We start from the raw sequence: 19,931 nt of genomic DNA, 5'->3' as shown, positions 1-19,931 counted from the left end.
TTAGCCGTGAAAAAATACGGTTACCTCTTACTGATTTGTCTGCCCCTACTGTTCATTGCGCGCCAAGCGCAGGCGTGGGGCTTTTTCGGGCATCGGCTGCTGAACCGGTTGGCTGTGTACACCTTGCCGCCGGGTATGTTTGGCTTTTACAAAGCCAACATTGAGTACCTCACCGTGAACGCCACGCGGCCTGACTCGCGCCGCACGGTGGTGCCCGGCGAGGCGCCCAAGCACTTCCTCGACGTGGACCGCTACGGTGACAGCGCCGAGTACAAGCTGCCCCGCAAATACGCCGACGCCGTGGCCCGCTACGGCGAGGACTCGCTGCTGCGCCACGGCATTGTGCCCTGGAACGTGGTGAGCATGAAAAACCAGCTTACCGCCGCGTTCAAAGCCAAAAACACTGACCGAATCCTGAGCCTTTCGGCCGACCTGGGGCACTACGTGGCCGATGCCTGCGTGCCGCTGCATACCACCCGCAACTACAACGGCCAACTCACCGGCCAGCGCGGCATCCACGGGCTGTGGGAGTCGCGCCTGCCGGAACTGCTGAGTGCAGACTACGACCTTTTCAGCGGTAAGGCGGTGTACCTGGAGCGGCCTTCCGATGCCATTTGGGCGGCTGTGATTCGCTCGCACGCGGCCGTCGATTCGGTGCTGCGCTTCGAGAAACAACTCACTGCTGACTATGCCGAGGACCAGAAATTCGGCTACGAACAGCGTGGCAGCCAAACGGTGCGGGCGTACTCGCGCGATTTCAGTAAGGCCTACCACGCCCGCCTCAACGGCCAGGTAGAGCGCCAGATGCGCTACGCCGCAGCGCTCATCGGCAATTTCTGGTTTACCTGCTGGGTCGATGGCGGCTCGCCGGACCTGAACGTGCTGCCCCGCACCCCTTCCGAAACCGAACAGCAGCGACTGGAACGCGAAGCCAAAGAAACGGCCGGCGTGCCGGTGGTAGCTGCACCGGGGCACGACGAGTAGGTCTTGTCCTTGCGAGTGGAGCGGCGTTTGTCATCGGTGCGCTAAAGATGTCAAAGCGCTTCTGTCAGGTCCAGCATGTCTAGGTCGACTACAGCGACGCCGTCTTCGGCCACATCGTAGGCGCGGACGAAGCGGCGGTGCCACTTAACTTCATCGTGGGTGTAGGAATTGCGGGCGTGCACGTCCTGAGCAAAGGTGTCGTCGTAGGCTTTCAGCTGGATGATGATTTCCACATCGAGGCGCTCATAATCTTCGGGCACAAGCTCGTACAGTGGGCTTTCGGGGGTGATATCGTGCACCAGCGTCCAGCTGAGGGGAAAGAAGCTGATGGCGTTGCGCTCCAGCGGCAGCAGGGCGTAGGTCTGGTTATTGGTGGCCAAGTCTACGGTTTTGAGCATCACGCGGGCCTGTAAGTCAATCAGGATATTGTTGCGCTGGTTGGCGATGCGGAACTGCAGACAGGGCTGGCCATCGGGCCGGCGGCTGATGATGGCGGTGCTGCTGAACTGAATGCGCGCCGTGGGCCGCGAAAACCGCCCGTAAAGCAAGCCCGTGGCCAGCGCGAAGGTGAGCACGCCCACCAGCGCCTCCACGCTCGACAGAAAGCCCGTGAGATTACTCCCGGGATATACATGCCCGTAGCCGACGGAAGTAAAGGTTTGAATGGAGAAAAATAGGGCACTGAGAAAGTCCTGCCACCAGCCGTGCGGGGCTGCCACGCCCGGCAAATCATCCAGTCCCAGCCCGAGGTAAGCAAAAGCAAAGCCCACGTTCAGGACCGTAAAAAACACCACCACGATGCCAATAAACGGCCACCAGCTCATCGTAATGAGCCACTGATACGGGTCGTGCTGGTGGGGGCCGCCACGGCGCCGCACATTAAATGTGCCGTCGTGGTTGATGGCGCGCTTGGTACGGCGCGAGAATTTTTCGCCAATGCCGGGGTCGAGGGTTTCAGGCATGAGAAGGAGGGAATGGACCGGCTCAGGGGTGGTTAATGACGGAAGATGTTGACCATTTTGGTGGTCCGGTTGCTGGAAGAGCTGTCGGCCCCCGTCACCGTAATGTTGGTGATGGAACCCGGACTGTCAAGCAGCAGCGTCAGATTGGGGAAACGCGTGAGCGGATGCACGCCGGTGTAATCCAAGTCGATGGTCAGGGTGTTGCCGCGCAGGGTTTCGGTTTTCTTTACCTCGTGGCTGGTGCGGCGGTACTCGTCGAACTCGCGCAAGGTGGTCACCCAAAGCTGGTCGTGCGCAATGGTCTGCGTATGGTTCATCCAGGCTGCCAGCACGTTCCGGTCGATGCCATGGGTAAAAACCCGCTGCAGGTACTGCTCGGTGACGGGGTCGCCGGGGGCCATCAAGTCGTCGCTCAGGCGGTTGAGGCGGGTTATTAGGGCGGCGCTGGTTTCGCCGGCGGCGAGGTCGGCATTGTAGCGGCGGTACACAAATTTATCGGGCGGCACCGGCAGGCTGCTAAGGGGAATGCGCTGGTCGTTGTAAGGATTGAGCATCAGAAACTGGTCGCCCTGGCTGGCGCTGGTTACGGCCAGGTAACCGGCTTCGAAGGCCGCCGTGGGGTAGCCGGCAAAATTGGTCGGCACCACAAACACGGAAGGTTTGTAGCCGTTCAGGCGCTTGGAAATCAGGGCATCGAGGTCGGCTAGCTGGCGGGCGGGCGCGGGGTTGTCGGCGGTGTGCAGGTCGGAGTGGTTTTCCACGTCCCAGCCGTGGTCCAGCAGCGTTTGGGCTTGAGCCCACAACAGCTTGCCGGAATCGTGCCCTAAGCCGTCGTTTAGCCATTCTATCCCGTTGTAGGAAGGATTATGCCCGTTGATGGCCACGGCTCCCGTGTACGGCCGGGGATGCCCGCAGCCATCCGTGAAGTGCAGGCCGCGAAACAGTGGATACGCCTCGGTGAACACCGCGAGCGGCGAGTCATCTTCCTCAAAATGCAGCACCCGCGTCTTGTTGTAGAGCAGCGGCGCAATGCGCACCGTGGCCGTAGCCGGTGCCGCCGCAAACGTGACCGTAATGCGGGCCTGACGCGGCAGTGGCGGTGCGGAGCGCACTAGCTTCGGCCCCATGTCGGCGGTCGGCGCATCGGATGTGTCCGCCGATTCGGCATGCTGGCTGCAGGCACTGGAAAACAGCGGCAACAGCAACAGCGTCAGGAGGAAATTATTCATCAGTAGCTAATAGTGACCTTATTCAACCAGAACAAAGGTTACATGCAGCACGCTAAAAAACACCCTGCAAGCTGCTGAATGCCGTCATAAGCGACAATGCGGAAAGAACGCACACTGCAGCGATGTGTCTCCTCGCGTCGTTGCAGCGTGCGTTTTTACCTCGCGAGTTGAGTAGGGAACTCGCGGCTACGCAGCGGCGGTGTGCCGCTTTTCAGCCGGGGCATCAGTAATGCGCGTTTTAATCCGCGCTACTGAATTGGATGATGTACGACTGAAAACGGCACTGTTGCGTACAGGAGCTGCTGGCCGCTACGGCGGTGCCTAATTTGAACCAGCCTCTTTTCAACTCACTCCCGCATGAAAGGCGTTTATTCCCTGCTGCTGCTCACCATCTCCAACCTGTTCATGACGTTTGCCTGGTACGGGCACCTGCACTTATTCAAGAAAATGGCTTGGTTTGCCAAATTGGGCCTGTTTGGCGTCATTCTGGTGAGCTGGGGGCTGGCACTGTTCGAGTACATCTTCCAGGTGCCGGCCAACCGGCTGGGGTTCGAGGAAAACGGCGGGCCATTCAGCCTGTTTCAGCTCAAAGTCATTCAGGAAGTTATTACACTTACCGTGTTCACGCTATGCGCCGTGTTCGTGTTCAAAACCGACAAGCTGGGCTGGAACCACGTGGTGGGATTCATCCTGCTGGTGGCGGCGGTGTACGTCATTTTCAGGAAGTGGTAGCGGGGCTGTCAACTACTGTGCTTTCAGCACCCGCAGCGCTTCAGTACAGTTTTTACCGTTGAAATACAGGAATCAAGCTACCTCCTTGGAATCTGAAACCTGTACCTGAAGAAAAATTAATCCTGCCTTCAGTCAGGCCTCAGGTGGCGATGGAAATTTTGTAGCGTCGGAAAGCAACCGGAGCTGACCGATGCACTTTCCTTTTTCCAACCGCTACATTTCCATTCCATGAACAAGCCCTTTTATTCGCTGGCCCTGCTGGCTGCTACGCTGCTGGCCGGCACCCTTGAGGCCGAGGCCCAAACCGTAACCAAAGTCAAAACCAAATCGGCTAAGCGCACGGCTACTGACGCCACTCCCTCCCTACCACCGCCCCCCGGTGAGCGCCCGGAAGGCCCCGAAGGTCCCCGCCCGCCCCATGGTCCGCAGGGCCCCGAAGGCCGCGGCCCGCGCGGCGAAAAAGGCGGCCGCGTGCAGGTACTGACCGACCTGCGCGGCACCCTCGCCACATACGTGGCCAACAACGACGAACAGGTGTACGATGCCTTCGTCCTGCGTCCTGAGAGCGGTGCGGCCGATACGTTGCGGTTTCCGCGCCACCTGGGCCAGCAGCTGCTGGCGGCGGCCAAAGCTGGTAGCACTGTCACGGTCACTGGCTTCCGCGAAACGGGGCCGGAGGGCCGCGGCCACTTCCGCTTCGTTAGCCTGACCAGCGGCAGCCAGACGGTGAATGACGCCCCGCCCGCTCGCCCGGCCACGCCACCTACCGAAGAAGCCGCCACCGCCAAAGGCACCATCAAAGAGCTGCGGCGCGACCCCCGGGGCAATGTGCGGGGCCTGGTGCTGAGCGACCAAACAGTGGTGCAATTGCCACCCACAGCGGTGGAGCAGCTCGGCAGCAAACTGGCAGTGGGCGCTACGCTCGAAGCCGCCGGCAACCTCCGCATCAGTCACCCCGGCGAAGCCCGCGCCACTACCGCGGCTCCCACCCGCGTAGTACGCGCCGAAACCCTAACGCTGGCCGGCGTAAAGTACCTGGTGCGATAAATGCTGGCACTGGTTGAAAAAGAAAGAACGTACTGTCCGACTAATGTTTGGCAGGACGTTCTGCTGGTGTTGCCCCCTGCTTGCCTCTGCTTGTTTCCCAATTTTCCATGCGCATTCTCATTGTCGAAGACGAAGCCCGGCTGGCTGACTTTATTCAGCAGGGCCTGACCCAGGCCGGCCACGTAGCCGAGGTGGCTGCTACCGGCCCCGAAGGCCTCGAACAGGCGGCCACCACCTCCTACGACGCGGTGCTGCTCGACCTGATGCTACCTGGTCAAAACGGCCTCGATGTGCTGCGTAACCTGCGCGAGTTTGGCATCCAAACCCCCGTCATTATTCTGAGTGCGCTCACCGATACGCGCCACGTAGTGAGCGGTCTCGAAGCCGGGGCCGTCGACTACCTGCGCAAGCCTTTTGCCTTTGATGAGCTGCTGGCCCGGCTGCACATCATTGGCCGCAAAACGGCTGGCCCAGCCGGGGCCGAAGCCCTGCAACTGGCCGACCTCACGCTTGACCCGCTGGGCCGGGTGGTGACGCGCGCTGGCAAAACGCTCAGCCTCACCAACCGTGAGTTTGCCGTGCTGGAATTGCTGCTGCGCAATGCCGGCCGCGTTGTTACCAAAACCCGCCTGGCCGAAAAGGTGTGGGACGTGGATTACGACATGGGTTCCAACGTCATCGAAGTACACATCTCGCAGCTCCGCCGCAAGCTCGACCGCGCCTTTGCCCCTGCCCCTGCCCTGCTGGAAACCGTGATTGGGCAGGGCTACCGCCTGCGCGAGCCCGGCGCCGCCAGCTGAGTCTTCAGCGCCACATGCTGTTGCTTTCCTCCTGCTCTCATAATCCCTGCTGCCAGATGGCTTTATCATCACCTTCATCTCAGAACAGCTTCCGCCTCGGGCTTCGCGGACAATTGCTGCTGGTGTTTGGGCTGGTGTTTGGGCTGGCTACGCTGGCAGCCGGCAGCTACCAATACCGCAGCCTGGGGCACCTACTGGCCCGTGCCGACGATGAGCGCCTGCACCTGCGCGCCGCCCAATTTCTGACCCGTGTTCGCCTCGACCCGCTCCTGACCCTGCCCCTGCCCGACCAGGCCAACGAAACCATGCGCCTGGTGTTTGAAGAGCCTGGCCAGCCCGCCCGGGAGCTGTTCCGTTCGGCCCGGTGGCCGGCGGCTGATACGGCGGCCCTGCCCCACCCCGGGATGCCCGGCGTTGAGCTGGGCGGGCGGCGCGTGGTAGCGGTGGCCCGCCTAGCTGCGCCGCCCGGCCCAGGTGCCGACGAGGCCCTGCCCAGCGGCCGCCTCACGCTCTGGCTGGCCCACCCGGCGGCACCCCTTGAAGCAGCCCTGGCGCGGGTACGGCGCACGCTGTGGCTGGGCCTGCTGGGCAGCGCACTACTAGCGGCGCTGCTGGCGCCGCTGGTGGCGGGCATCGTGCTGCGGCCCCTGCGGCGCATGGCGGCGCACGCCCGCCGCATTCAGCAGGCCACCGACATTGCGGCGCTTCCGGTGCCCGCCACCGGCGACGAAGTGCAGGAGCTAGCCGAAACCCTCAACCAGTTGCTGACGCGGCTGCGCGGACAGGCCACAGCCCAGGCCAATTTTCTGGCCGCCGCCGCCCACGAGCTTCGAACGCCGCTGGCTACGCTGCAAACCGGGCTCGATGTAAGCGGGCGCGACCCGGCCCTGCCGCCGGCTACCCGCGCCGCTCTAGCCGGCCACGATGCCGAGCTGGCCCGCCTGGGCCGCCTCGTTGATGATTTCCTGCTAGTGGGCCGCCTGGGCAATGCCACTGCACTGCCACCCACCCGCCGGCCCGTAGCCCTCGATGAGCTGCTGCTTGACCTGGCCGACCGCGAACTGCCTCGCTTCCGGGCGGCTGGGCGGGCGCTCACCATTCAGCTGCCCGACGAGGACCTGCCGGCCAATCGGCTCATTGTCGAAACCGACGTTGACCAGCTCACCACCCTCCTTCTCAACCTACTCGACAATGCCCGAAAGCACGCCCGGCCCGGCACCGGCGTCCAACTGAAGCTCCTGGTGCTGGTGGGCCAGCCCCCCGTCATCAGCCTGGAAAACGAACTAGCGACGCCCTTGGGCGAGCACCTGGCTCATCTTAGTACGGCCTGGTACCAAGCCGACCCTTTGGCGCCAGGCACCGGGCTGGGCCTGTGGATTGCGGGTCGGCTGGCACAGGCACTGGGTCTGGCGCTCGAACTCCAGGAAGTGCAGGGGAGCCTGCGCGTGCTGGTGGGTTTTCCGTAGTGCAACAGGTACTCAGCTTTTATCAACAGCAATTTACTTTATATTAATTAGTTAAAAGGAATAAATACGGTGCAATAACCTCGTGGACCACTGTGGCGTAACAGCCTGACACAGCGTCTTGACAAGACGCAGCTTCTCTCCTTGTATGGTCCACTTCTGCTCAAGAGTACTGCTGGTTTTTTTGCTGGCGAATAGTTGGTTTTTTACTGCCCAGGCCCAGAAAGTGGGCCTCGTGCTCAGCGGGGGTGGGGCCAAGGGCCTTGCCCACGTGGGGGTGCTGCGGCAGCTCGAAAAAAACCACATTCCCATCGACTGCATTGTGGGCACGAGCATGGGCGCTGTGATTGGCGGCATGTACGCGGCCGGCTACTCGCCCGATGAGATTGAGCAGATTGTGCTCAGCTCCGACTTTCAGCGCTGGACGTCGGGCAAGGCTCTGGAAAGCAAAACATTCAATTTCCTCACCGCCGAACCATCGCCCTCGGCCCTGCGCCTGGGCATTGCCATCGATTCTACATTGAAGGCCCGTGTGAGCACCAACTTGGTGAATGATTTGAACCTGAATCTGGCTCTGGCACGCCTGCTGGCACCGGCTTCGGCCAGCAGCAACTACAACTTCGACAACCTGTTTGTGCCCTTCCGCTGCATGGCTTCGGAGGTGTTTACGCGGCAAGAGGTAGAGCAGAGCAAGGGCTCACTATCCGACGCTATTCGCAACTCGATGTCGTTTCCGCTGGCGTTCCGGCCCATTCGCAATCTCGACGGCAAGTACTACTACGACGGCGCGGTGTACGACAACTTCCCCACCAACACGATGAAGAAAACCTTCGCCCCGGACATCATCATCGGGGTGAACGTGGGCGATGTAGCCTTCAAGCGATACCCCAAAAACGACGATGCCCTGTTGGCCAGCACCGTGGCTTTCCTGGGCACCAGCGTGGCTGACACCGGCAGCGTGGGCAGAAATGGCATCTATATCCAGCCCGACCTTGACGGCCTGGGTGTGGGCGATTTCGACCGGGTGAAGGACTTTATTGCCGAAGGCGATACGGCCGCGCGCCGCAACATGGACAAAATCAAGGCCCGCATCGGCCGGCGCGCCGATTCTGTGGCGCTGCAAAAGCGGCGGCTGGCTTTTCAGGGCCTGGCACCCAAGCCGCGCTTTATTGAAGTGCAGGTGCGCGGCCTGCGGCCCGACCAGAACGAATACGCAGCCCGGTTTTTTCCGCATTCCGGCCGCGAGTATTCGCTCGATGATATTGAGGAAGGCTACTACCGGCTGGCATCTGATGACTATTTTAAGAACATTTACCCGCGCATCCGCTACGATGCTGCACGCAAAGGCTACATCTTCAGCGTCGACGCGCAGCGCAACAACAACGTGAGCACCGAGGTGGGCTTCGTGCTCTCTAACCGGCCCATCGACAACCTGTATTTCGGCATCGAGTACCGCTACCTGCGCAAGCTGCTCTACACCGCTTCGGCTGATGTGAGCCTGGGCCGCTTCTACAACGGCGCTCACGGCTCGTTTCGCATCAATGTACCAGCCAAAATCCCGTTCTTTTTCGAGCCCGAAATCACCTACAACCAGTGGGATTTTCAGAATACCGGCGGGGTGCTGGGCCGCGACGTTATCAACACTCAGGTGCGGCAGCAGGACACCAAGCTGGGAGGGCAGTTTGGCGTTAGTCCCAACTACCGCAGCCGCTTGCTACTGGACGTAGCCACTTTCGTGACCAAGGATGAATACACCAATTCCAAAGAGATAAACTCTGCCGATGTGCTTGACGCAACCGTATTTCGGGGCGCAACGGCCGCCCTGCGCCTGGCCCGCAACACTCTGAACCGCAAGCAGTACTCTACCAGCGGCCACCGCTACGTGTATACCTTGCGCGCCGTCACGGGCTCTTCTACCTACACGCCGGGCTCCACGGCCGAGCAGGAGGCCAGCTCGCAGCACCGCGAGTGGCTGCAGTTCCGGGCTACCGTGGAACGGTATTTCGCCCTCAGTGGCGACCGCCACGCCTGGGGCTATTTTGGCGAATTGATGGCCAGCACTCAGCCCACTTTCTCTACCCTCCGTGCCTCGCAAACCACCGCCCCGGTATTTGCGCCGCTGCCCGACTCGCGCACTCTGTTTCTGGACAGCTACCGCTCGACGCGGTACGCCGCCGTGGGCGTGCGCTACACCCAGCCCTTCCTCAAAAAGCTGGAATGGCGCACCGAGCTATATATACACGTCAACGCCCAGGCCCTTAAGCAGGGTGATTTGCAAACGGCAGTCCGGCGGTCTGGCTTCGAACGCCCCCGCGTGACGGCCAGCACCGGCCTCATCTTCCAGACACCAGTGGGCCCACTGGCCCTGCACGCCCGCTTCTACGACGACCCCGCCGAGCGGTTTGGCATCTACGGGCACTTGGGCTTCCTACTCTTCCGCAGTCGCGCGCTGGAATAGGGACGCTACGTTCCTTATCCCAACGCCTCCACTACTATTTCTGGCACCTCCAGTGGCAGCAAATGCCCGGCGCCGGGCACCACGGTAAATGGCGTGCCAGCCGGCAGCAGCGGCAGTGTGAGGCGGCGCTGTGTATCCGGTGGAATGGGTTTGTCGCCATCGCCCACCAGCACATGGCAGGGCACGGTTAGCAGCGGCATCAGGGCTGTAATGTCCTCGCGGGCTCCGTATTCCAACCAGTTGGCCCAGGCACTTTGGGTAGTCCGCAGATTATCGGCTACGACGTGGGCATGGAATGCTGCCGAAAGCGGTCGGCAGGTGATTTTCCAGAAGGTCTTCTCGGCTTCCTCGGGCTTGCCAAAGGCGGCTAAGGAGGCGGCGCGGTCGTCATCGGTCATGGGTTCGCCGGCGGGCGGCGAGGGCGAAAGCAGCACCAGTTGGCGCAGGCCCACCGGCTGCCGAGCGGCCAACGCCAGCGCCATTTTGCCGCTCATGCTGTGGCCTATCAGGGTAAAATCGGTCACGCTATGCTCCCGAATGTACTTGGCCACCCAGTCGGCATAGGCCCGCACCGAGTAGTCGAACCCAGCGGGCACGGACTGGCTGCCAAAGCCGGGCAGGTCGGGGGCCAGCAATTCAGCATCGGGGAGCAGGGCGCGTAGCGCATCGTATTCGCGGCCGGCGCTGGCCCAGCAGTGCAGGGCGACAATGGTATGAGGCATGCTATCGGAGTAGTGGAAATGATGAACTATGCCAACTGTTAATGAGCTGGTTTTGCGCACTTCAGCAAGCAATTGGGAGCCAATTTGTTTCCGGCACTACGGCAGCGTTCAGGGATAAAACCCTGTTTTTCTTGTGCTGGGCCGCAATCCAGCCCCGAAAATCCGTCGTAGGTTCTGGCACAATTCCTATTTCTGTTAGCTAATCATTATTCTCCTCCTTCCACCTCAACCCCCAAATTATATACCTAACCCCTTACTATACTGTTCCGTTTATCCCATCCCGGGCATTGTACCAGGCCGCTACAGCAGCCTGTCGGCAAAGCCTCTATTTTCTCTCCCATCTTTATGAATTCAACTCCGACGTTGCCTCCGGCAACGGACGAAGAATCCCTCGTGCAGCGCCTTGTAGCCCGCGACGAGCAGGCTCTGCGTATTCTACACGACCGGTATTCCCGCAACCTGCTAGCGGTAATTCTGCGCCTGGTGCACGACGAAGCCCTGGCCCAGGACGTGTTGCAGGAAGGCTTGCTGAAAGTCTGGCTGAGTATTGACCGCTACGATGCTGCCCGGGGCCGTCTCTTCACCTGGATGGTGCGGGTGTGCTGCAACCAGGCCATTGATGCGCTGCGGAGTCCGCGCCATCGTTTCCACAGCACCACCAAGTCGCTGGAAGTGGGAAGCGCTCAACGCGCCTCAGCCGCCTCCACATTCAACCCCGAGCACATTGGCTTGCGCGAGCTCACGCTCCTGCTCAAGCCCAAGCAGCGCGAAGTAATCGACCTGCTCTACTTCGGCGGCTTCACCCAGGCCGAAACCGCCGAGAAACTTGGTGTTCCGCTGGCTACCGTGAAAACCCGGGCCCGTGCTGCAATACAGGTACTCTCCCAAATGGCGCGGTAGGCTTTATAACGATTAATGATTAGGGGTTAATGATTATGCCAATGGGTCATTAATCATTAACCCCTAATCATTAACGACTTATCGTGGGCATTCCTCGCGCGTCAGGCTTTCATTGATGACGATGGCGGCGTGATTGCCATCGGCGGCAGCTAAGAGGGCTTGTTGAGTACCGGGTTTGGTATCGCCGGCGGCATAAAGGCCGGCAATGGAAGTATGAAGCTTCGAATCGACCCACACGGCGCCTTTGCTGTTGAGGCGCGCCCCCAGATTGGCAGCCAATGGTGTGCGCTGGTGCTGTGGTGCGTGCAAGAACAGCGCGGCCCGCTCCAACTCGCTGCCATCGGCAAATTGGATGCAGCGCAAATCGCGCCCGAGCGTACCGACAAGGCCTTTGATGGGCTCTTCGCGAATACCGATTTTCTCACGGCGCAACCGGCGACGGGCATTGGACGAGAGGTGGCCAGGGCCGTTGGTGACGACGATGACATCGCGGCTCCAGCGGCTCACCAATAGCGCCAAACCCGTTACGGTACGGCCCTGGCCGTACACGGCCAGTGGCTGGTGGCGCACCTCCCAGCCGTGGCAGTACGGGCAATGCAGCACTCCCCGCCCCCACAACTCACGAAAGCCCGGCAACGGCGGTAGGATATCCGACACGCCAGTAGCCAGTAGCACCCGCCGCGCGGTAATGACAGCAGGCGCATCGTCGGCAGTGCCGTGGCCGGTGGCGCGGAAGCCCCTCCCCTGCCGCTCAAGCGTGTCGATTTGCAGGCATTTTACTTCTACGGTATCGTAGGGCTTCAATTGCTCCTGGCCCAGGCGCAGCAGCTCAGCCGGCCGAATGCCGTCGCGGGTAAGGAAACCGTGTACGCCGGGCGACTGCTCGTTGCGGGGTGGGCCACCATCGGCCACCAACACGCGGCGCAGGCAGCGTCCCAGCGTGAGTGCTGCCGACAGCCCGGCACTGCCCGCGCCAATAATTAATACGTCGTAATCCATGAAGTTCGGGCGAAAAACCAGCCGCCAGCGGGTTTAACCCCAATTCTGGTAATCGGGTTATGGCTGCGCTTCCGCTGTAATGTAAAAAAGGCCCTCCCGTTTGTGGGGAGGGCCTTTTCCGGCCGGCGGTCTCGGCTTCGGCTTCTTGGCCTCAGCGATTGCTGGCCTGGGCTATTGCTTGACCAGGCGCGTGCTCAGGCGCAGGCCCTGGCCCAGCACCTGCACCGTGTAGCTGCCGCTGGCCAGCGCCTCGAGCCCCAGCGCCTGGGCCAGGCCCGCGGCCCGCACCACTTGCACCACCACCCGGCCCGTGGCGTCGAGCACGCGCACCTCATACGCCCCGGCCGGCAGCTGGCGCAAATCCAGCGTCGTGGCCCCCGCCGCCGGGTTGGGGTACAGGCCCAGGGCCGGTGCCAAGTTCTTGGCAAAGCTCAGCGAGCGCACGGGCGAGTAGCTGAACGCGCCGTCGGCGTCGACCTGCTTGAGGCGGTAGTACACCAGGCCCGCGGCTTTGGGGCCGATGCCGGCGTCGGTCAGGGCGTAGGCCGTGGCCTGGCTGGTGCTGCCCTGCCCGTTCACCTGCCCAATCCAGGCGTAGTCCGTGCCGTTGAGGCTGCGCTCGACCTCGAAGCGGGCGTTGTTCTTCTCCGAGGCCGTCGTCCAGGCCAGCGCCGCGTCCGCATTGTTCACCGCCTGCGCCGTGAACGACACCAGCTCCACCGGCAGCGGGTAAGCGCCCAGCGTGAAGGTTACGGGTACGGTGTTGGTACCGCCGTTCAGGTCGGTGGTGGTGATGGTAAGGGGGTAGCTGGTTGCCGTCGTGATGCGCGGCAGCAGGGCGGCATTGCTCACGTAGATGCGGCCGGTGGCGGGGTCAAGGCTGACGCCCGTGGGCAAAGTACCCGAGGCCAGCACGGCGTTGGTGCCGGTGGTGGCTAGGCCGTTGGCCGCGCCGCTTTGCAGCACCCCAGCGGTGTTGTATACGGCACCGGTGCTGTTGTAAACTACCGTGTTGGGGTCAACTACCTGCGCCAGGGCGTCACCGGTCTGGTACTTGTTGCTGCCACCTTTGGCAGCGTTATACACCTGATAGGTCGAGTTCATGTCCGCTGCCACCGGGATGGAGTAGTTCACGGCCATTGATTGGTTGCCTGCGTTGTCGGTGGTCAGGTAGGAGAAGGCTGCATTGCCCACATAGCCCGCAGTGGGTTGGAAGCGCAACGAAGCGGCTTGTGTAGCAGTCAGCGTTTGGCCGGCAGTGGCGGCTACGTAGCTCGCGCCATTGTTGTAGGAGAGCACGCCCTGGGCGGCCGTGGGTACGCTTACCAGCGTGAAAGCGGCCGTGGTGCTGAGCGCATTCTCCGGGTCGGAAGCGCGGAGCGGGTCGATGGGCAGTGCGGCAGCGGTGTTACCACGGGGGCCTTGCAGGGTATTCACTACCATGTAAGCTACCGGGGGCTGGTTGGTAGCTGCAGAGGTGAAGCTGGTGGTGCTGTTGGCCGTATTGCTTTCGCCGGTGACGGCTACGGCGGCGCTCAACGAAGCACCAGCAGCGGGCTGCACGATGGTGAAGGTATTGGCCACTCCACCGGCGGCACCGGATACTTGCCCGGCCGGAATCGTCCAGGTAATGACGTTACCGGTCTGCACGCCGCCGTTGCTGATGTTGCTAGCCACGACGCCAACCGGTAGGGTGACGGTTTGGATAGTAGCATTGGCCGTGGGCGACGGGCCGTTGTTGACAGCCGTCACGGTGTAGGTCTGGCTGGTGCCGGGCAGGGCCGAGGCAGGGCCGGAGAGGGCCGTTACCTCGTCAAACACTGCCGTGATGCTCACCGTGGCCTGGGCCACATCGTTGCTTTGGGCGGCAGCAGTGGCCGGCTCGCTGGTCGTGGCCGAGGTAGTAGCTGTGGCCACCAAGCTACCGGTGGCCGGAGCGGTCAGGGTGACGGTGTAGGCGACACTGCTGCCGTTGGCCAGGCTGGCAATAACAGGCCAGGAAACCAGGCCGGTGGTAGGATTGTATACGCCGCTGTTGCTGATGGTGCCCATTGTGAGGCCGGCTGGCAATTGCAGGCTCGGGACTACGTTGGCAGCGGCGTCGGTGCCGCTGTTGCTGAAAGTAGCGGTGAACGTAATGGGCGAGTTGGCAGCTACCGAGCTGGCAGCCGATACCGCAGCGACTACGTCGGCAGTAGCAGAGGTAGCCGAGGCAGCCACGGCCGTGGCCGGGGCCACGCTGGTGGCGACACTGGCCGCGCCATTGCCGGCGTTGCGGTCGATGGTGCTGGAGGTAGCCGAGGCTACGCCGGCAATCTGGCCACTGGCAGGGTTGGGCATCACAAAGGTTACGCTGTTGGTCACACTGGCACCGCTCAACAGGCTAGGTGTGGTATTGAAGGTAACCAGGCCCGAAACCGAGTTGTAGCTGCCGTTGGACACGCTTACGGTGGTGAGGCCGGCGGCCAGCTGGATGGTGGGCACTACCGACGCTGCTGCCGAGGGCCCAGCATTGGTCGTGGTGGTCGAATACGTTACAGCATTGCCTGCCACCGCCGAAGCCGGGCCAGCGATGGTTGTCGTCAGGTCAGCGGTTGGCGTCACGGTAGCGGCGAGGCTGGTGGTATTGCCGGCCGGGCTGCCGTCGGGAGTAGCCGTAGTCACGTTGCTGCGCACCACGAAGCTGGCAGCTGGTGCCACGAAACTGATGTTGAACGCCTGAACAGCCCCAACAGGGTCAGTGGTCAGCGTGGGGAAAGTAACGAGGCCGGTGGTGGCGTTATAGGTTGCGCCGGTTACGGTGGTGCCAGCGGCGTCGGTGATGCTCACGGCGGTTAGGCCGGCGGGCAGTTGCACGGTTTCGGTCACGCCACTGGTTTGGGTGCCGGCCACGTTGTAGCCACCAGCCACTGCGGGGCCATTGTTTACAAACGTAGCAGTATAGCGAACGGGCTGGCCGGCAATCACGCTGGTGGGGCCCATGAGGGTGGCGGTCAGGTCAGTGGTAGGCGTTACCACCACCGTGGTGTTGGCCACGTTATCGGCGGGCACGGGGTCGGTGTTGTCGTTGCGCACAGCGGCCATCACCAGTAGCTGGCCATTGTTGCCCACATTGGCCGGCGCTGTGAAGGTGATGGTGCTGCTCACGCTGCTGCCGCTGGCCTGGCTGGCTATGGTTGGGTAAGTCACGATGCCGGTCAGGTTGTTGTAAGTAGCGCCGCTGGCGAAAGTCACCAGGTTGCCGGCCAACGTCCCCAATACACTATTGAGCTGGATGGAAGCCGCGAGGCCGGGCAGCAGCTGCACGGTTTGCACCACGTTGGGAGCGGACATGGGGCCGTTGTTGCCGGTTACCACGGTCACGCTCACCGGGCTGCCAGCATTCGGGCCGGGAGTCGTGGTGCTGACTTTGGTGTAGATGTTGGACTGGTCAGTAGTTGTGCCGCTAATGGTCAGGTTGGTGCTAGTGGCAGCGCCATTGAGGTAACCCGTGTTGTTGGCAATGGAAGTTTCGCCAGCACCGGCAGTGTTCGGAGTTACCAGCGCCGAGGGGGCGAAAGCGGTGGCCGGGGCCCGGAAGCTAACCGAGTTGGTGACCGTCTGCCCATTGGGCAGGGTACCAATAGCGGGGAATGTGACGAGGCCAGTACCGCTGTCGTAGCTACCGCCATTGCTTACAAACACGTTGCTCAGACCAGCCACCAGTTGAATGGTGGGCGTAGCGCCGGTAGCGGCGCTGGGGCCGTTATTGGTGGTGGTCAGGGCTAGGGTCACCAGGTTGCCTTGCACAGCCGAGGCCGGGCCGCTCAGCATCGAAACCAAGTCGAAGGCTGGCGTGATGCTCATGCTGGCACTGGCTTGGTTGTTAGCCGTCAGAGTAGCTTCGGTATTCGTAGTGGCAATGGTCGACGTGGCCATCACTGGTCCGGCGATGGGTGCATCGAAAGTGATAACGGACGTAGTGGTAGCACCATTGGCCAGCGAGGTCAGGCCCGCGTAGGAAATCACTCCCGTCGTGCTGTTGTACACGCCGCCATTGGTGGCCGTCACGTTGGTAAGACCAGCCGGCAGTTGCACGGCAGCCGTTACGCCCGAAGCCGTAACCGGGCCGTTGTTGCTGAAAGTGGCCGTGTACTTGGGTGGCGTGGTGGCCGAAGCCAACGTACCCGCCGCTACCGAAGTAGTAGTGGCAACTATGGTAGTAGCTACATCAGCTACCGGAGCCACAGTTGCGCTCAGGTTCGAGGAATTGGGGCCGGCATTGGTGCCTTCCGGCGTAGTGGTGCTGACGGTGCTCAGCAGTCCCAGGGTGCCGGTGGCCGTAGTAGCCGGCGTGAAGCTGAAGGTGAAGCTGTTGGTGGTGCCGCTGGCCAGCGTAGTGGACGGCCCGAAACTGATGACGTTGCCGGTTGGCGTATAAGCAGCACCGTTTACTAGTACGTTGGTAGCACCAGCGGGCAGGCCCACGGTCTGTAGCACGCCACCAGCTACCGACGGGCCCAGGTTGGTGAATGTAGCCGTGTAGGTGCCCGAAGGCTGACCAGGGTTCAGGGTAGCCGGGCCGCTCAGGGCCGTAGTCACATCCGCCACTGCCGATACTGGGATGGTGTAGTTGGCGGCAGCCGAAGTGTTGTTTTGGCCATCAGTAGAAGTGTAAGTAAAGGCCGCCGTGCCCACAAAATTTGGGTTGGGGTCAAACGACAACTGGGCTGCCTGGGCGGGAGTAATCTGCTGGCCAGCAGTAGCAGGCACACCATTCACATAAAGAACGCCCGAACCCGCCGTAACGGCGCCCAGCGTGTAGAACTGAATCACCCCATCGGCCGTGCCCGAAAGCGCGGTAATGGCCGTTTGCGGGGCAGTAGCGGGCAGGCTGGCGTTGGCAACGGCAGCAGCCGTAGGAGCCAGTTGACACCAGCTCATCAGGTCGATGCCGATGGCTTGCTGGGTGGGGTTGGTATTGTAGGTCGACGTATTGGCATATGTCAGCGTCAGGCTCGTAATCGGGCTGGCGAAGTAGGCCACCACCGAAGCATCGTCGATGCTGGTGTTATTAACGGTACCGGTGGCCATGTTGCCGTTGATGATAACCGCGCCATTATCCGGGTTCACGGCGCTCAGCGCCGGCGTCACAACGGTGGCCCCATTGGCACCGCTGAAGGTTACCTGGTCGATAAACGAGTTACCGTCGTTCTGCACCGCGTCAATGTCCTGCACACGAATAGCAAAGTTGCTTACTGCCCGGCTGAAGTTAAAAGTCACGCTCGACGACTTGGCCGTGGTGTTGGCGTAGTCCGTCAGCCACTGCAGCGTCTGCACGCCGTTCACCGGGGCCGTCATAAAGGTGCTGATGGTGGCGGAAGTTGGCGTGGTATAGCCGCTGGTGCTCACGGCAGTGCGGGGCGAGCCAGCCGGAAAGCCTTCGACAGGATGCGCCTTCCAGTCTTCGCTGGGGCGGGTGGCAAAGTTGATGGCCGTCGTATTTACGGTACAGGTCACGTCGTTTACCGGGATGGTGTAGGTGGCGGTGTTTGACACCAGGTCCGCGTCATCCGTTACCGTGTAGCCGAAGGTGATGTTGCCGCTGGCGCCCGGGGCCGGGTCGAAGCGCAGAGTGGCGGCCTGGGCCGCTGTCAGGGTCTGCACCGCCGTGATGGCGGTGTAGGTGCTGCCATTGGAATTATAGTAGAGGACGCCCTGTGCTGCCGTGGGCACCGAAGTCAGCGTATAGTTCTGCACCATGCCATCCACGGCCGAGCTCAGCCCGCTGATGCTCACCTGACCAGCCGAGCTGGGCAGCGTGGCCGTAGTCACGTTATTGGCAACAGGTTGCAAACGGCACCAGCTCATCAGGTCGATGCCCACGGCCTGCGCGGCGTAGGTAGTAGCCGCTCCCAAAAAGCCAACGCCAGTTACCACATTACGATAGGTAATGGTCAGGGTCTTGATTGGGTTGGCAAAGGAGACAACAACGGCCCCGTCGTCGGCGCTGGTAGCAGCCGATGTACCCGCGGTGGCAATACTGCCGGAAACCGACAACGTGCTGGAAGTCGGCACCACTTTATTCACGATGGGAGTTACGGCCGCAACACCATTGCTGGCGGCAAATTCTACCTGGTCCACAAAGCCGCTGCGTCCGATGGAACCTGCTGCCCCGCTCACGTTGCCATCAATGTCCTGCACCCGTACCGAGAAGTTGGAAACCAGTCGGTCAAAGGTGTAGGTCACGGTCGAGGAATTGGGGTCGCCGCCATTGCCGCCGCTGTAATCCACGCCCCAGCGCAAGGTGGTTCCGGTCAGGGTACCGATTGCGAATGTGCTGTTGTTATCGGCCGAAGAATAGGCAGTCGACACTTTGGTGGCCGACGCTAGCGCCGGGACACCTTCCAGCACCTTGGCCTTCCAGTTCTCCCCGCTTTGCCGCGTGCGGAAATCCAAATCAACCGGGGCCGTAGTGCAAGGAGTTGCCCCTGCAGATACCAGCACGGAGCGGTTGGCCGAGTTGTTAGCCGTTGGGTCGTAGGCCGTGGCCGTAGTGCCCGCCGTAATAGTGGCCGTGTTGTTGTAAGTGCCCGCCGTAGATGGCAGGTTATAGGCATAGGTAAACGAAGACGATGTGCCGGAAGCCAGCGAAGACACGTTGCCGAAATCGATGACATTGCCCGACAGCGTACCGCCGCCCAGGTTGGTAACGGTGGCCCCGGTAGGCACCGTTACCTTACGCGTCACGGTGGTGGCCGCAATGTCGGGCCCATTGTTGCCAAAGGCTACGGTGTATACTACGTTCTGGCTGGCCGTGGCCGTAGCCGGTCCCGCCGTGAACTGCGCGTACACATCGGCCTCAGAGCAGAAAGCAATTGAGTTGATGCCCATCGCCTGGTTGCGGTTATCGGCCGCATTATAGGGATAGGCATTCTGGTAGCTCAGTACCAGTTTGCTCACCGGCTGCGAGAAGCGCACCGTCACGTTGTCAGCAACATCGGCGTCGCTGTTGCCGGTACCCTGCACAGCATTGCTGCCAGCTACAAACGTGTTCTGGTTGCCCAGGGTCACATCGGATGCTACCAGCGTAATGGGCGTAGCATCGGTGGCATTCACATACCCATCGAACGTCACCTTATCGGTGAACTTTCCGGCGGTGGCATCCGCATCAATGTCAGAAAGCACCAGTGTCAGGCCCGTAACCGGCCGGCTGAAAGTGTAGGTAACCGTGGCTGCTGTAGTGGGCTGGCCCGCGACGGCATCGGTAGCTCCCTGTGTGTTCTGCTGCCACACTAGGGCTTTTGAAGGCAAGGCCGCATTGGTGCCCACCGAAAACACGTTGGTATTACCACCCGTTACCGGGCTCGAATAGCCACTTGTGGTGATGGTAGTGCCGTTTACCGTGGCCGTAGCGGCCCTCCGGTCACCGGTAGCGGTACCGTTGGCGGTATAGTTTAGAGTAGTTAGTTGGGTACAGGATTGGGCTTGGGCCTCCGATTGGTGAAGTGCTGACCAAGCCAACAGCACAAGCAATAGGCGTAGGGTTGCTGACATAAGAAACAGTTGTGAAGGATGAATGAATTCTAGTATCTGGAAAATCAGTAAGGCTATTCTCAAAAGGGGAAATCGAATTCCCAAATCAGGATTAAAAAT

The 19,931-nt window shown here is 61.5% G+C and carries 12 protein-coding genes; 7 read left to right on the top strand and 5 right to left on the bottom strand.

Features of this window, described 5'->3' with window-relative positions; translation table 11 throughout:
* Positions 1 to 6: 6 nt before the first annotated feature.
* Positions 7 to 984 carry a zinc dependent phospholipase C family protein gene (locus tag J4E00_RS24585; protein ID WP_317196669.1) on the top strand — a complete coding sequence of 326 codons (978 nt, stop codon included), beginning with the start codon at positions 7 to 9 and terminating at the stop codon, positions 982 to 984.
* Between the two features lie 50 nt (positions 985 to 1,034).
* Here J4E00_RS24585 and J4E00_RS24580 read toward each other — a convergent pair whose 3' ends face one another.
* Both J4E00_RS24580 and J4E00_RS24575 read right to left on the bottom strand, forming a co-directional pair.
* On the bottom strand, positions 1,035 to 1,946 hold the full coding sequence (locus J4E00_RS24580) for an ion channel (RefSeq protein WP_208178029.1): 912 nt from the start codon (positions 1,944 to 1,946) through the stop codon (positions 1,035 to 1,037).
* A gap of 32 nt (positions 1,947 to 1,978) precedes the next feature.
* On the bottom strand, positions 1,979 to 3,175 hold the full coding sequence (locus tag J4E00_RS24575) for a hypothetical protein (RefSeq protein ID WP_208178028.1): 1,197 nt from the start codon (positions 3,173 to 3,175) through the stop codon (positions 1,979 to 1,981).
* A gap of 357 nt (positions 3,176 to 3,532) precedes the next feature.
* Here J4E00_RS24575 and J4E00_RS24570 point away from each other — a divergent pair, with 357 nt between their 5' ends.
* From J4E00_RS24570 to J4E00_RS24550, 5 genes are all read left to right on the top strand, one after another.
* Positions 3,533 to 3,907: a DMT family protein gene (locus J4E00_RS24570; protein ID WP_208178027.1), complete on the top strand. Its 375-nt coding sequence runs from the start codon at positions 3,533 to 3,535 to the stop codon at positions 3,905 to 3,907.
* 228 nt (positions 3,908 to 4,135) lie between these two features.
* On the top strand, positions 4,136 to 4,954 hold the full coding sequence (locus tag J4E00_RS24565; RefSeq protein WP_208178026.1) for a hypothetical protein: 819 nt from the start codon (positions 4,136 to 4,138) through the stop codon (positions 4,952 to 4,954).
* 107 nt (positions 4,955 to 5,061) lie between these two features.
* Positions 5,062 to 5,754 (top strand): response regulator transcription factor, encoded by a 693-nt coding sequence (locus J4E00_RS24560; protein ID WP_208178025.1) that lies wholly within the window; start codon positions 5,062 to 5,064, stop codon positions 5,752 to 5,754.
* Positions 5,755 to 5,810: 56 nt separating this feature from the next.
* The gene (locus J4E00_RS24555; protein WP_208178024.1) at positions 5,811 to 7,220 is read left to right on the top strand and encodes a histidine kinase dimerization/phospho-acceptor domain-containing protein; all 1,410 of its coding nucleotides are present in this window, start codon (positions 5,811 to 5,813) and stop codon (positions 7,218 to 7,220) included.
* A 145-nt stretch (positions 7,221 to 7,365) separates the two neighbouring features.
* Entirely contained in the window at positions 7,366 to 9,675 is a 2,310-nt protein-coding gene (locus J4E00_RS24550; RefSeq protein ID WP_208178023.1) for a patatin-like phospholipase family protein, read from the top strand.
* Between the two features lie 14 nt (positions 9,676 to 9,689).
* On the opposite strand, the gene J4E00_RS24545 is transcribed toward J4E00_RS24550, so the two are convergent.
* Complete coding sequence (locus J4E00_RS24545; RefSeq protein WP_208178022.1) at positions 9,690 to 10,397, bottom strand: alpha/beta fold hydrolase; 708 nt, start codon at positions 10,395 to 10,397, stop codon at positions 9,690 to 9,692.
* Positions 10,398 to 10,742: 345 nt separating this feature from the next.
* Between J4E00_RS24545 and J4E00_RS24540 the strand changes: the two genes are divergently transcribed.
* Positions 10,743 to 11,297 carry an RNA polymerase sigma factor gene (locus J4E00_RS24540; RefSeq protein ID WP_208178021.1) on the top strand — a complete coding sequence of 185 codons (555 nt, stop codon included), beginning with the start codon at positions 10,743 to 10,745 and terminating at the stop codon, positions 11,295 to 11,297.
* A 78-nt stretch (positions 11,298 to 11,375) separates the two neighbouring features.
* Here the strand turns inward: J4E00_RS24540 and J4E00_RS24535 are convergent, their stop codons facing one another.
* Positions 11,376 to 12,296, bottom strand: a complete 921-nt coding sequence (locus J4E00_RS24535; RefSeq protein WP_208178020.1) for an NAD(P)/FAD-dependent oxidoreductase — start codon at positions 12,294 to 12,296, stop codon at positions 11,376 to 11,378.
* Between the two features lie 171 nt (positions 12,297 to 12,467).
* Positions 12,468 to 19,832: a T9SS type A sorting domain-containing protein gene (locus J4E00_RS24530; protein WP_208178019.1), complete on the bottom strand. Its 7,365-nt coding sequence runs from the start codon at positions 19,830 to 19,832 to the stop codon at positions 12,468 to 12,470.
* Positions 19,833 to 19,931: the final 99 nt, after the last annotated feature.

It is taken from the genome of Hymenobacter negativus (genome assembly GCF_017571495.1).
Classification (GTDB): domain Bacteria; phylum Bacteroidota; class Bacteroidia; order Cytophagales; family Hymenobacteraceae; genus Hymenobacter; species Hymenobacter negativus.
Note: the sequence above shows the minus strand (reverse complement) of the source record. Positions and strands in the feature narration are given on the sequence as shown.

What these genes read in the sequence shown, in the direction of transcription:
- J4E00_RS24580 (WP_208178029.1), bottom strand. Translation starts at nt 1,946, where the DNA reads ATGCCTGAAACCCTCGACCCCGGCATTGGCGAAAAATTCTCGCGCCGT.
- J4E00_RS24575 (WP_208178028.1), bottom strand. Translation starts at nt 3,175, where the DNA reads ATGAATAATTTCCTCCTGACGCTGTTGCTGTTGCCGCTGTTTTCCAGT.
- J4E00_RS24570 (WP_208178027.1), top strand. Translation starts at nt 3,533, where the DNA reads ATGAAAGGCGTTTATTCCCTGCTGCTGCTCACCATCTCCAACCTGTTC.
- J4E00_RS24565 (WP_208178026.1), top strand. Translation starts at nt 4,136, where the DNA reads ATGAACAAGCCCTTTTATTCGCTGGCCCTGCTGGCTGCTACGCTGCTG.
- J4E00_RS24560 (WP_208178025.1), top strand. Translation starts at nt 5,062, where the DNA reads ATGCGCATTCTCATTGTCGAAGACGAAGCCCGGCTGGCTGACTTTATT.
- J4E00_RS24555 (WP_208178024.1), top strand. Translation starts at nt 5,811, where the DNA reads ATGGCTTTATCATCACCTTCATCTCAGAACAGCTTCCGCCTCGGGCTT.
- J4E00_RS24550 (WP_208178023.1), top strand. Translation starts at nt 7,366, where the DNA reads ATGGTCCACTTCTGCTCAAGAGTACTGCTGGTTTTTTTGCTGGCGAAT.
- J4E00_RS24545 (WP_208178022.1), bottom strand. Translation starts at nt 10,397, where the DNA reads ATGCCTCATACCATTGTCGCCCTGCACTGCTGGGCCAGCGCCGGCCGC.
- J4E00_RS24540 (WP_208178021.1), top strand. Translation starts at nt 10,743, where the DNA reads ATGAATTCAACTCCGACGTTGCCTCCGGCAACGGACGAAGAATCCCTC.
- J4E00_RS24535 (WP_208178020.1), bottom strand. Translation starts at nt 12,296, where the DNA reads ATGGATTACGACGTATTAATTATTGGCGCGGGCAGTGCCGGGCTGTCG.
- J4E00_RS24530 (WP_208178019.1), bottom strand. Translation starts at nt 19,832, where the DNA reads ATGTCAGCAACCCTACGCCTATTGCTTGTGCTGTTGGCTTGGTCAGCA.